We start from the raw sequence: 12,226 nt of genomic DNA on the forward strand, positions 1-12,226 counted from the left end.
AGCCCGCGCGCCTCAGACCAGGATGAGTTCCTCTTCGCCATCCAGCGAGTTCAAGGTGCCGGAGAGGTTCGTCCCCAGGACTTGCTCGGTGCGGCGCAGGCGCTCGTCGCTCAGCTCGGAGATGAGCACGAGGATCTGCGGGTGGCTGGAGATGAGCGCGTCGAAGTCCTCGCGCGGCAGCCGCAGCAGCGTGGTGTGACGCGCGGCCGTCACGGTGGCCGTGGCGGGCGTCTTCTGGAGGAGGGAGATTTCTCCGAACAGGTCCCCCTCCTTCAGTCGCGTCAGCAGGTGCCCGTCCTTGTGCACCTCCACCTCGCCGGAGAGCAGGACGTAGAGACCATCGGTCCGGTCGCCATCCCGGATAACGACCTCGCCGCGCTCGATGTCGCGGGCCCGGAAGCGCTCCACCAGCGTGCGACGGTCCTTCCGGTTGAAGGGACGGAACAGCGCCGAGGTGTTCATCACGTTGGTGAGCAGGCGCTGCCGCACGAACTTCTTCAGGGCCGCCGCCACCTGGGGATGGCTCCGCGAGAGCGAGGCGAGCACGGGCGCGGAGATCTCGAGCAACTGCGTGTCTTCGGTGCCAGCCTCGACGGACGCGGTGCGAGGGGCGCCGGACAGGATGGCCATCTCACCGAAGAAGGCTCCGCCTTCCAGCGCGGCCAGGTCCACGCGGCGACCTGACTCCGTCCGGAAGACGCGCACCTGGCCTTCACAGATGACGTAGAAGGCGTCGCCGTGGCTGCCCTGGTCGAGGATGCGCTCGCCCAGGCTGAAGCGGCGCAGAGGGCAGCGCTCGAACAGCTCGATGAAGGCGTCGCGCGGCAGGTCCGAGAACAGGGGGATGGTGGGGAGCGCATCCAGTGAGGGCGCGTCGGTGAGGACTTCCTCGGTGAGGCTGAAGACCTCTTCCTCTCCGTCGCCGACTTCCTCGGCGCGCTGGTGCAGCCCCGCCTGTGCCGCCAGTTCCACGGCGTGCAGCAGGGAGTCGGCCTCCATCTCCAGCTCGGTGAAGGACGACGGGCTGGGCGGTACCGCGCGCAGCGACGCACCGAGCTCCCGCGACACCTCTCGGAAGGGCACCGCCGTTGCCCCCGCGTGAGGCGTGGCCTCCGCGCGACGAGGGCGCAACCCGGGAGGCGCGGAGGGTGGGTCGATGACCGTCGGCGTCCGAGGCATCGAGGTGGAATCCGTCGACCCTGCTTCCCCGATGGGCGAAGAGAGCGCCTTCCACTTGCCACTCACGGGCGAGCGAGGGCCCGACTTCAGGGCGTCCGTGCTGGCAGCGACGGCCGTCTCCGGCACGGGCGGACGCACTCGCTGCGTGGCGCGCGGGGCGAGACCGGGAGGCAGCGAAGTGCCGTTGTTCTCCTGCGCGCTGGCGATGGAAGCCTCGGCGGACACGGCGGCAGGCGCCGACGCTGCCTCGCCCCGCGCCTGCGCGCTGGTGACAACGGCCCCGGCGGGAAGCGCGCTGACACTTGTCGCTGGGGACGCCTCTGACACGCCCTGCGCATTCGCGATGGTGACGGCGGACTCGGCGGGAGACGACTCGGGCTCGCCCAACGCGATGTCGATGCCCTCGTGCTCCTCGCCCGGAGAGGCCGCCGCGACGGAAGCCTCCGCATCCGGATGCGAGAGGCCCATGCTCACCGAGTGAACAACCTCTTCCGACGTGTCGGTGGAGCCTGGGGTGGGCGCGTCCTCCACGGACAGCGCCAGTTCGGCGGGGAGTTCAGCGGAGAGGTTGACGGAACCCTCCCCTGCCTCCAGCGCGGACGGTGTCCCGGCGCGCGGCGGCGTGGACACCGCCGCCACGGGACGCTCGGGCGGTGGCGGCGCGGAGAGCGCGCTCGTCATGGGCCCACGGGCCCGGGCACCCGCGGGAGTTCCCCGGCGCGCGTAGAGGTTCGCCAGCATCTGCTGGACGCCCTGATGGCTGGGGTCCAGTTCGAGGATGAGCTTGCTCGCGGCGATGGCTCGCGGGAGGAAGCCCTCCTTCGCGAAGCCCTCGGCGGCGGCCTGATAGGCGGAGATGGCGCGCTCGCGCTCACCTGCCTTGGCCCACGCATCCCCCGTACGCAGGCGCGACTGGTGGTCCTTCGGGTCGAGCTTGCAGAAGTCCTCGTACAACTCCGCGGCTTTGGAGAAGCGGCCCTTGGTAAAGGCTTCAGCGGCCCTGTCCTTGAGCTTGCGCGCCTCCATCACCTGGCTCCCTCGGCAGCGGTGCCGCCCTTCGCCAGCGCCGCCCCCGCCGCGTCGCGCACGGTGCGGAAGTAGTCGCTCTTGAGCGCATCCAGCGACTCCGACTGGTTCGTCGCGCCCATGCGCTTGAGCGCCGTCGCCGCCGCCGCGCGAATCTCCGGAAGGTCGTGGAACAGGTCTCGCGACACCGCGTCGGCCGCCTGCGAATCACCCAGCGTCCCGAGCGCCAGCAACACATCCCGCCGCGCGACGCTGTTCGTTTCGTCCAGCGCCTTGATGAGCGTGGGCACGGCATCCTTCGCCTGGATGCGGCCGAGCAGCCCCGCCGCGAGCGCGGCCTCCGGGCCGCCTTCCTTCACCACCGTCTGGAGCACCGCCGACGCCGAGGCGGGCACGCCCGAGCCCCGCGTCAGCGCATCCAACACCAGCAGCTTCTCTCCACCCATCTTCGGGAGCATCTCCATCAACGCCGCCGGACCCGCGTCGCCAGCCTCCGCGAGGGCCTGCGCGAGCGCCTTCTGGAGATCCCGCTCGGGCTCCAGGAGTCCGTCACGCGCCACTGCCACGCCCTCGGGGCCCAGGTGCGTCAGGCCCACCAGCGCGGCGGTACGCAGGGGGATGCTCGAGTCCTGGCTGTAGCCCTTGAGCAGTTCCAGCGCGCCAGGCGCACGGAGCGAGCCCAGCGCACGCAGCAGCGTCGCCAGTGGGACGAGCCGCTCCGCCTCCACGTCATCGAACAGCTCGGTGGGCACGCGAGGCTTGACCACCGGACGACCCGAGTCGCGAGCCCGCTGGGCATTGAGCGCCTTGACGCGCTCGAAAAGCGAAGCGTGACGGGCCGCACGCTCATCCGGCGCCGCACCGGGGACGTGAGGGGAAGACGGCGCCGAGGGGTCGAACGCGCTTGAGTAGTTCTCCGGCAGCTTCTGCGCGACCCAGTCGGTGCGCAGGGCCTCCAGGCCCTTCACCTCCTGCTCATAGAGCTTCTGGAGCTGGGGCACGACGGAAGCGTCGCCCACGGCGGTGACGGCCTCCACCGCGAGCAGGCGCAGCACCGCGTCGTTCTGGTTGAGCCACGGCGCCACCTTGGGAAGCAGCGGCAGGGCCGCGGGCCCCAACCCGAGGACGGCTTGGAGCCCACTGGCGGCGGTGGCGGGACGCGAAAGCCGCTCGCCAATGGGGTCCATCGGGCAGCCGCCCCGCGAGCGCATCGCCCGGCCGGCGGCGAGCGCCTCGGCTGGCGCGCCATCAAGGGCGACGGCGCACAGCGCGGTGTCCGCCTCGGGCGTGCGAGGAAAGGACAGGATGGCGTCGATGGCCATGGGACTCACGGCGCTCTTCTCCACCGCCACGGCCTGCAGGCGGGGCGCGGCGGCCGGGTCCTGCAACTTCATCAGCGCGATGATCGCGGACTCGCGCAGCTCGGGGAAGCTCTCGTCCAGCAGCAGGGCGATGGCACCCACGGCCCGCTTGTCACCGGCGTCTCCCAGGCCCCGCACGGCGGCGGCGGCGAGGATGACCTGACTGTCGCGGACCAGCGGCAACAGACGATTCACGGCCTCCGGGCGACCGCTCTTGCCAAGCTCCTCGGCGGCGCCGACCCGCTCGGGCAGCGCGCCCTCGGTGAGCGTCAGGAGATTGCGATCCCACTGTCCCTTGGCTTCGGCGGCGACGACTTCCGCCATGGCGCCTGGGACGTTCGCGTTCTTCAAGGCCTGGACGATGACCTGACGGGTGGCGCGGCCTCGGCGCCCATACTGGAGCGTGAGGTAGGCCTTGGCCTTGTCGTTCTTGACCTTGGAGAGCGCCATGGCGGCGCGGCCCTGGACCTCCTCGTCGGAGTCCTCCAAGAGCTCGCCGAGCAGGTCCACCACGCGGGGATCCTGACTCTCCCCCAGCGCGACGGCCGCTTCGGCGCGGACAATGGCGGCCAGGTCCTTGGCCGCCCGAGTGAAGAGGACGAGGTCGTCCGGATTGCCTTGCCCGGCGAGCTTCTTCACCGCCAGGGCGCGGACCTCCGGACGTGGACTCTGGAGATCCGCGAGGAGCTGGTCTCGGCTGCCATTGCAACCGAGGACCAGGACCAGCATGAGGAGGAAGGGGCGGGTGCCGGTTCGCATCGGTCTCCGGTAAGGCGAACGGTGGAAAAGTCGCAGGGGGTTATATCAACGACCCCCCTGCCGCCCAATCCGCTGTGCTGTGTGGTGCGTCAGTAAGGCCGGCGAGGCCCCTTCGAGGATGAGCCCGCCCGCCCCTTGGGCCCCTGGGTGCTGAAACGGGGCCGGGAACCGGCTTCCTTCTTCTTGCCCCAGTCCTGGAAACCCTCGGACTTGCGGGCGCCTTCGGGGGCGAGGCCCCGGGACCCGGCGCGGACGACTCGCTCGCGGGGCGAGCCCTTGTCGTCATACGGCTTCCAGGCGCGGGCCTCTGTCCGGCCGCCTGCCCCCCGAGGACCCTTGCCGCCCGGCTTCGCGCCGAAGCCGCCGCTGCGTCCACGAGGACCCGAGCCTTCCGAATCACGGGGCTTGCGGTCGGGACGGCCACGAGGAGCGCCCTTGTCTCCACCGCTCCACTCGCGGCGAGGAGGACGGCCTTCGCCGGCCGAAGCCGAACGCCCTGCTCCGCGCGACGCACCGCCGCCGAAACGAGGACGGCCTTCGCCTTCCGAGCGACCAGCGCCACCGAAGCGAGGCTTGCCCTCGCCGCCGAAGCGCGGCTTCGAGTCACCACCGAAACGAGGCTTCGAGTCACCACCGAAGCGGGGCTTCGAGTCACCACCGAAACGAGGCTTCGAGTCACCACCGAAGCGGGGCTTCGAGTCACCACCGAAACGAGGCTTCGAGTCACCACCGAAACGAGGCTTCGAGTCACCACCGAAACGAGGCTTCGAGTCGCCACCGAAGCGCGGCTTCGAGTCACCACCGAAACGAGGCTTCGAGTCGCCACCGAAACGAGGCTTCGAGTCGCCACCGAAACGAGGCTTCGAGTCACCACCGAAACGCGGCTTCGAGTCGCCACCGAAGCGCGGCTTCGAGTCACCACCGAAACGAGGCTTCGAGTCACCACCGAAGCGCGGCTTGCTCTCGCCATCGAAACGGGGCTTCGAGTCACCACCGAAGCGTGGCTTGCCCTCGCCACCGAAACGAGGCTTCGAGTCACCACCGAAGCGCGGCTTGCCCTCACCACCAAAACGGGGCTTCGAGTCACCGCCGAAGCGCGGCTTGCTCTCGCCATCGAAACGCGGCTTGCCCTCACCACCAAAACGCGGCTTCGAGTCACCGCCGAAGCGCGGCTTGCCCTCGCCACCGAAACGAGGCTTCGAATCACCACCGAAGCGCGACTTGCCCTCGCCACCGAAACGAGGCTTCGAGTCACCACCGAAACGCGGCTTCGAATCACCACCGAAACGCGGCTTCGAATCACCACCGAAACGCGGCTTCGAATCACCGTCCGCGCCACGACGCGCGGGACCACGAGCCGACTCACCGTCCGCGCTCCACTCCTTGCGTGCGGGGCGGCCTTCACCAGCGCCAGCGCTCCTGCTAGTGCGCGGGCTGTCCTCTCCACCCGCGCCCCACTCCTTGCGCGCCGGACGCCCCTCGTCTCCCGAGGCCGAACGACCGAAGCGCGACGCACCACCGGCAGCTGGCGCACGACGCGGCGGACCGCGATCCGCGCCACCTTCCGCGCGAGGCCCACGTGAGCGCGGTGAATCCGCCCCACCCGCGCCCCACTCCTTGCGCGCCGGCCGACCCGCGCCACGCGACGGGCGCTCACCCTCGTCACCACCCGAGCGCCGCGCACCGCGACCCTCGGCAGCGGCCCCTCGCGGACGCCCGAAGCGAGCCAGCCCGGAGCCACCATCCACCACGGGCTTCCACGCCGCCCCTCCAGCCCCCGCCGGTGCCTTGCGAGCCCCACGCTCACCCGCCGCCTTCCGAGGCGCGGGAGCGTCATCGTCCATGGACAGCTCGTCCTCGTCCGACTCATTGAAGCCCGGCGCCGCGCGCCCATGACGCCGAGGCGGCAGCCGCAGCTCCGCCGTCGGAGGCGCGACACGGCCCTCGGCCACATCGTTCAGCAGCTCGACCTCGGCCTTCTTCAGCGGACGCAGCGCTCCCGGCCGCAATCCTTCCACGCCAATACCCGCGTAGGCCGGACGGAACAGGCGCACCACCGGGTGCCCCACCGCGGCACACAGCCGCTTGATGAGGTGCGGACGGCCTTCCGCCACGACAATCTTCAACCAGGTGTTCTTCTCGGCGGACTCGAACACGCCCACCGACACCGGCGTGGCCATGCCGTCTTCCAGCCGCACGCCACCACGCAGCTTGTCGAGCGTCAGGATGTCGGGCTCGCCCTTCACCTTCGCCAGATACGTGCGAGGCACCTGGAAGCTCGGGTGCGTCAGCTTGTGCGCCAGCGCGCCATCATCCGTGAAGAGCAGCGCTCCCTCGGCGTCGTAGTCCAGGCGTCCCACCGGGAACAGGCGCTTGCCCGTCTCCTCCAGGTAGTTGGCCACCGTCGGCCGACCCTGGGGATCCGACAGGGTCGTCACCACACCCACGGGCTTGTAGAGCAGGAAGTAAGAGGATTCTTCAGGGGGGGTGACGAGCTTTCCGTCCACCGAGACCAGGTCCGTGCCCGGCTCCACTCGGCTCCCCAGCTCCGTCACCGTCGTGTTGTTCACGGCCACTCGGCCCGCGGTGATCAGCTCTTCTGCGTGCCGGCGCGAAGCAACTCCCGCGCGGGCCAGGTACTTCTGTAGTCGTTCTGCCGACATTACTTCCCCTTCTTCCATTGCTGCCCGTCACTCGGGCTTCGGCCCCTCGGCGCCCGTCTCGGGCTTCGGGGGCGTGTCCAGGACGCTGGAGCTGGCTTTCTGTGTCCGCTCAGCCGCCTCGATGGCGTGTTCCAGGTCCTCAAGCGCCGCCTCGCTGGCCGCCGCGTTCTTCTCCATCCGCTTCGTGAATCCCGGGTCCGATAGCGCTTCCACCGTTCCCGCTGCCGCCGGCGCCGGTCGTACTTCTTTCTCCACGATTTCGCGATGCTCCTGCGTGAGTTCGTGGAATTCCCGCAGCGTGGGCAGCGCTGACAGGTCCTTCAAGGCGAAGAACTCCAGGAATTCGCGAGTAGTCCCATAGAGGATGGGGCGCCCCACCTCTTCGCGTTTGCCCAGGATTTTCACCAGCTTGCGATCGATCAACGCCTTGAGGACGGCGCCGCAATCCACCCCGCGGATATCCTCGAGTTCCGGCCGAGTGACTGGCTGCCGGTAGGCGATGATGGCCAGGGTCTCCACCGCCGCGCGGGTGAGGCGCTGCGGCTTCACCCGGAGGTAGCGCCGCACGTACTCGCCCGAGTGTGGGTCCGTGCGGAACTGCCAGCCCCCGGCGACTTCGTACAGGACGATGCCGCTGATGCCGTCCCGGTGGATGCCGGAGAGCTGGTTGAGGGCCTCGGCGATGAGCTCCCGCTCGATGCCGGTGGCCTGCCACAGCTCGTCCACGGACAGCGGCCGCTCCGCGACGAAGAGCACGCTCTCCACCACGGTGCGGATGCGGTCCTGGGACAGCTTGCGGCTCTTGGAGACGAGCTTCTCGAAGGAGGTCTCCAGGTCTGGCGTGACGCCGTCCTGGTCCTCCTCGATGGCCGCGGCCTCGACTTCATCCAGCTCGTCCGCCAGTCCAGGCCCGGTGACGGCGGCCAGCTCTTCCTCTGAGAACGGACTGGGACCTCCGGACGCGACTGGAACCTCCTCGTCCGAGGCACGGGGGCCTTTCCTACCGGTAGTCACTCTCGTCGACCTCCGTGGGGACCAAGCGCTCCAGGGCGTCCCCGTTGGGCAACAACAGGATGGGGCCGAGCGACTCGTCCTGTACCACACGGATGAGCCGGCGTTTGACCATCTCCAGGATGGCCAGGAAGGTGATGACGATTTCCTGGCGCGTCGGCGTCGTTTCCTCGGTGAACAGGCTCTCGAAGAGGACCTGCCCATGGGGATGCAGGCGCTGGGCGATGCGGAGGATGGCCTCGGAGAGCGTCACCCGCTCGCGCACCACCTCGTGCTGCACCTTGGGCTGCAGGCGCTCCAGCACCCGGTCCAACGCCTCGATGAGCTTGAGGACGCTGAACTCCTGGAGGCCGACCTCCTCCTCCGGGATGGGCACCGCCTCCACCGGCACGCTGCGCGCGAAGACGTCGCGGCCGAGGATGTCCTGCATGGCCATGTGCTCGGCGGCGTCCTTGTACTTCTGGTACTCGAGCAGCCGCCGCACCAGCTCCGCTCGCGGGTCCTCCGGCTCCTCGACCGCGGCCAGGGCCTCGCCGCCCTCGGGCACGGCCACCGCGTCCTGGCGCGGCAGCAACATGCGGCTCTTCAGGTGGGCCAACGTGGACGCCATCACCAGGAACTCCCCGGCGATGTCCAGGTTGATCTCCCTCATCCGCTCCAGGTGCTCCAGGTACTTCTCGGTGATGAGCGCCAGGGGGATGTCGAAGATGTCGACCCGATGCTCCTTGATGAGATGGAGCAACAGGTCCAGCGGCCCTTCGAAATTGGGCAGCGCGACGCGGAAGGCGTCGCCCGGGGTGCGGGGCGGTTCGCCGTCGCGGAGGCCCTCGTCGGCCGAAGTGGGACGGCCGTCACTCACCGGCGGAACCTGGCTGCCCTTCTGGCTTTCGGTGGCGGCTCGTCATCACGCAAGGGCTCAAATCCGCCGGCCTCGAGCGCGAGCCGGGGGACACACCTCCTTAACAGTGGCTTTTAGGTGGGTCAAACAAACGGCGGTAAACACCCGTTCAGGCCCAGGACCTCACGGGATGCCCACCGCGCGCCGGACCTTGTCCATCAACCGGGAGGCCTCTTCCCGAGCGCGATTCGCGCCGTCCTGGAGGATGCGCTCCAGTTCGGCCGGGTCGCTCACCAGCTCGGCGTACCGCCGACGGGCCGGGCCAAAGGTCGTCAGGTAGGCCTCCAGGAGCCGCTTCTTGAAGTCCCCGTAGCCCTTCCCTCCCGCCCTCCAGGAAGCGTCCACCTCGGCGAACTCGGACTCCGGAAGCATCAGCTTGAGCAAGTCATAGAGAGGGACCTCGCTGACGATGGATGCATCCGCCGAGCGCTCCGTTCCCGGCACCGGCTTGGGCGCCTCCACGGGAGTCGAGTCCGTCTTGATGGACATGATGCGCTTCTTGATGTCCTTCTCTTCACCGAACAGGTCGATGGTGTTGCCGTACGACTTGGACATCTTCCTGCCGTCGATACCGGGCACCGTCTGGGTGGACTCCTGCACGAGGGCGGAGGGCAGCTTGAGGATGCCGGGCGTGTGCCCGCGCTCCTTGCCCTCGGGGTCCGCCGGGTCATAGCCCTTCACGTACTCGGTGTTGAACTTCACGGCCCAGTCGCGGGCGAACTCCACGTGCTGAATCTGGTCCTTGCCCACGGGGACGGTGTCCGTGCCGTAGAGCAGGATGTCCGCGGCCATCAGCACCGGGTAGGCGAAGAGGCCGAAGTCCGGAGAGATGCCTCGGGCGACCTTGTCCTTGTAGCTGTGGGCCCGCTCCAGGTGCGAGTGAGGCACCACGGTGCCCAGAATCCAGTTGAGCTCCAGCACCTCGCGCACGTCGCTCTGACGGAAGAGGACGGCCTTCTTCGGGTCCACTCCGAGCGCCAGGTAGGCCAGGGCGGCTTCGCGCGTGAGCTCCAGCGCGAGCTTCGCATCCCTCACGGTGGTGAGCGCGTGCAGGTTGGCGATGAAGTAGTACGCCTCGCTCACATCCTGGAGCTGCACGAACTGGCGGATGGCGCCGTAGTAGTTGCCGATGTGCAGCTTTCCGGAGGACTGCACGCCTGAGAGGGTCCGCATGTCTGGGTTCCGAATCGCGAGTCAGTGTTCAAAGTCCAGATACCCAAGTCGGTGATCGGGTATCGGGTGAGCGTGGGTGGTTCGCATACCCGCCGCGCCCCTGCAACCTTCCGTTCAGGAGTGCTGGCGTCCGTTGCCTGCTGAATGCCCGCCGCGCTCCAGCCTGAAAAATTCCGACCCGCACATAAATCCTGAGGGATTCCAAGGGCTTGCGGTTGAGCGGCGGTGGGTGGAGCGGTACCCTGAGCGCCTCACCTGCGAGCAGCCTCACCTCGGGAGGACGAACCGGCATGGAGTCATTCAAGGGAAGTCTCGCCAGCTATCGCCTGCAGATGGTGATGCCGCCGCTGTTCTCGGGTGCCGGGGTGGAGGGCACGCTGAGGGTGGAGCGAGGCGCCATCCAGCGCTGCTTCCAGGTGAAGGACGGCTTCCTGGTGGGCGAGAGCTCGAATGACCCTCGGGAGCACCTGGCGCAGGTGCTGGTGAACCTGCGCATCCTGGACGCGCCCCGAGCGGCGGCGGCCTTCGAGGCGGCGGAGGGCGCGGGCACGCCGTACGGCACCTTCCTGGTGCAGCGCTGCTTCGTGGAGCTGCCCAGGCTCATCGAGGCGATGGAGCACAAGGCGCGCGAGGCCCTCTTCGACTGCTACGGCTGGGAGTCGGGCGAGGTGGAGTTCACGCCGAAGCTGCCCCCCACCTCCCGAGCCGTGGGACTGAAGCTCTCGCTCAACGGCCTGCACCGGGACGCGGTGACACGGCTGCGCGAGTGGACGATGTTCCGCGACGTCTTCCCGCACCTGGACGCCACGTTCAGGGTGTTCCGCGAGTTCGCCGTGGAGACGTTCTCCGAGGAGGAGGACAAGCTGCTGGAGCTGGCGGCGGGCGGCGCCACCCTGAGCGAGATGCTGGCCACGGCGAAGGAGGCCCCGCTGTTCGCGGCACGGTGGATTCTGCACCTGTACCGTCGCGGTGCGCTGTCGCCCCGGATGGCCAAGGGCCCGAAGGTGGGCGAGGCCGCGGAGCTGGCCGATCTCCTGACCCTGGTGAAGCGCTTCCTGGAGACGGGGAAGTACGACCACGCGGTGGCGCTGGCCGCCCAGATTCTGGAGCGAGGCCCCGTGCCCGAGGCCCACGCGCTGTATCGCGAGGCCGAGGTGCGGCTGACGCTGGCCCTGAGCGACGAGCTCTTCGCGCTGGACGGCAGGCTCGTCTTCGAGCCGATTCCCCGCCCCACCCCATCGCAGCTCACGGCGGATGACCTCTACCTGTACTCGAAGCTGCGCGGCAGCCGGAGCATCCGGCAGGCCCTGCGCACCGCGGCCATGGGTGAGCTGGCCGCGTCGCGCTCGGTGCACCGGCTGATGGCCAGCGGGCTGATTCATGTCGCCCCGCTGCCCGAAGCCGAGGCATCCGCCGAAGCGCGGCGCACGAGCACGGAGCCGTTTGGAATCCCCGCCGTCAACGTGGGCACCTGAGCCAGTCCCTCAACGCGTGGACGGAGTGCGCTCGCCGCGCTCCGCCTCGCGCCGGGGCAACCAGAGCAGGTCGAGCGCCAGGGCAACGGCCTCGAACGGCTCCACGCGCGCGATGACGTCGCCCACATGGCGCGCTCCCGGCTCCCAGCCCCCGGAGCCATGGCGATACACCTCCAGTGAGCGCCGCGCGGGGTCGATGAGCCACACATGCCGCACGCCTTCACGGTGATAGACGGGCAGCTTGCGGAGCCGATCTTTAGTCTCCGTCGAGGGAGACAACACCTCACAAACCCAATCCGGCGCCTGCGTCAGCCAGGGCACATCATGCGGTGGCTCCGAAAGCCGCTCCCGACGCCAGCCCGCCAGATCCGGGACGAGGATATCTCGCCCGAAGTGCAGCTCCGGCTCATCCAGGAACCACCAGCCTCCCGGCCCCCCCGGCCCCAACTCGAAGGGCATCCCCAGCAGGATCCCGAGTCGTGATGCCACTTGCAGATGCCTCACCGCTGGACGCGGCGACGCATACAGCAAGTCCTCGACAATCTCCCCCACCCACCCCACCGGCAGCGCTTCGATGTCTTCATACGTCGCCGGCTTCCGACCCTTGCCCTGTCCCACGCCCACCTCCATCGATGGAACCTCTGGGATTCCATCCGCGGTACCCAAACCTCAAGTCTTCAA

8 protein-coding genes are annotated in these 12,226 nt (G+C 69.0%); 1 reads left to right on the forward strand and 7 read right to left on the reverse strand.

Going from position 1 to position 12,226, the window contains the following annotated elements:
* Window positions 1–12 precede the first annotated feature (12 nt).
* The 6 genes from HUA76_RS40035 to trpS all read right to left on the reverse strand — a co-directional run bounded on the left by HUA76_RS40035 (window position 13) and on the right by trpS (window position 10,070).
* Entirely contained in the window at window positions 13–2,205 is a 2,193-nt protein-coding gene (locus tag HUA76_RS40035; protein WP_174463854.1) for a cyclic nucleotide-binding domain-containing protein, read from the reverse strand.
* Entirely contained in the window at window positions 2,205–4,325 is a 2,121-nt protein-coding gene (locus HUA76_RS40040; RefSeq protein ID WP_174463855.1) for a HEAT repeat domain-containing protein, read from the reverse strand. Before HUA76_RS40040 ends, HUA76_RS40035 begins: the two co-directional genes overlap by 1 nt.
* Before the next feature lie 89 nt (window positions 4,326–4,414).
* On the reverse strand, window positions 4,415–6,988 hold the full coding sequence (locus HUA76_RS40045; RefSeq protein ID WP_174463856.1) for a pseudouridine synthase: 2,574 nt from the start codon (window positions 6,986–6,988) through the stop codon (window positions 4,415–4,417).
* Between the two features lie 27 nt (window positions 6,989–7,015).
* The gene (scpB, locus tag HUA76_RS40050) at window positions 7,016–8,002 is read right to left on the reverse strand and encodes an SMC-Scp complex subunit ScpB (protein WP_141649325.1); all 987 of its coding nucleotides are present in this window, start codon (window positions 8,000–8,002) and stop codon (window positions 7,016–7,018) included.
* Window positions 7,989–8,858, reverse strand: a complete 870-nt coding sequence (locus HUA76_RS40055) for a ScpA family protein (RefSeq protein ID WP_141649324.1) — start codon at window positions 8,856–8,858, stop codon at window positions 7,989–7,991. Before HUA76_RS40055 ends, scpB begins: the two co-directional genes overlap by 14 nt.
* Before the next feature lie 162 nt (window positions 8,859–9,020).
* Window positions 9,021–10,070: a tryptophan--tRNA ligase gene (trpS, locus tag HUA76_RS40060; RefSeq protein ID WP_174458351.1), complete on the reverse strand. Its 1,050-nt coding sequence runs from the start codon at window positions 10,068–10,070 to the stop codon at window positions 9,021–9,023.
* Between the two features lie 290 nt (window positions 10,071–10,360).
* On the opposite strand from trpS, the gene HUA76_RS40065 reads away from it, so the two are divergent.
* The gene (locus tag HUA76_RS40065) at window positions 10,361–11,545 is read left to right on the forward strand and encodes a DUF4388 domain-containing protein (protein WP_141649433.1); all 1,185 of its coding nucleotides are present in this window, start codon (window positions 10,361–10,363) and stop codon (window positions 11,543–11,545) included.
* Between the two features lie 9 nt (window positions 11,546–11,554).
* Here the strand turns inward: HUA76_RS40065 and HUA76_RS40070 are convergent, their stop codons facing one another.
* Entirely contained in the window at window positions 11,555–12,175 is a 621-nt protein-coding gene (locus HUA76_RS40070; RefSeq protein WP_174458391.1) for a Uma2 family endonuclease, read from the reverse strand.
* Window positions 12,176–12,226: the final 51 nt, after the last annotated feature.

It is taken from the genome of Myxococcus sp. CA056 (assembly GCF_013336715.1).
GTDB classification, from domain to species: Bacteria; Myxococcota; Myxococcia; order Myxococcales; family Myxococcaceae; genus Myxococcus; species Myxococcus llanfairpwllgwyngyllgogerychwyrndrobwllllantysiliogogogochensis.

Excerpts from the sequence above, each read along its gene's own strand:
- HUA76_RS40065 (WP_141649433.1), top strand. The coding sequence starts at position 10,361 with ATGGAGTCATTCAAGGGAAGTCTCGCCAGCTATCGCCTGCAGATGGTG.
- HUA76_RS40070 (WP_174458391.1), bottom strand. The coding sequence starts at position 12,175 with ATGGAGGTGGGCGTGGGACAGGGCAAGGGTCGGAAGCCGGCGACGTAT.
- HUA76_RS40035 (WP_174463854.1), bottom strand. The coding sequence starts at position 2,205 with ATGGAGGCGCGCAAGCTCAAGGACAGGGCCGCTGAAGCCTTTACCAAG.
- HUA76_RS40040 (WP_174463855.1), bottom strand. The coding sequence starts at position 4,325 with ATGCGAACCGGCACCCGCCCCTTCCTCCTCATGCTGGTCCTGGTCCTC.
- HUA76_RS40045 (WP_174463856.1), bottom strand. The coding sequence starts at position 6,988 with ATGTCGGCAGAACGACTACAGAAGTACCTGGCCCGCGCGGGAGTTGCT.
- trpS (WP_174458351.1), bottom strand. The coding sequence starts at position 10,070 with ATGCGGACCCTCTCAGGCGTGCAGTCCTCCGGAAAGCTGCACATCGGC.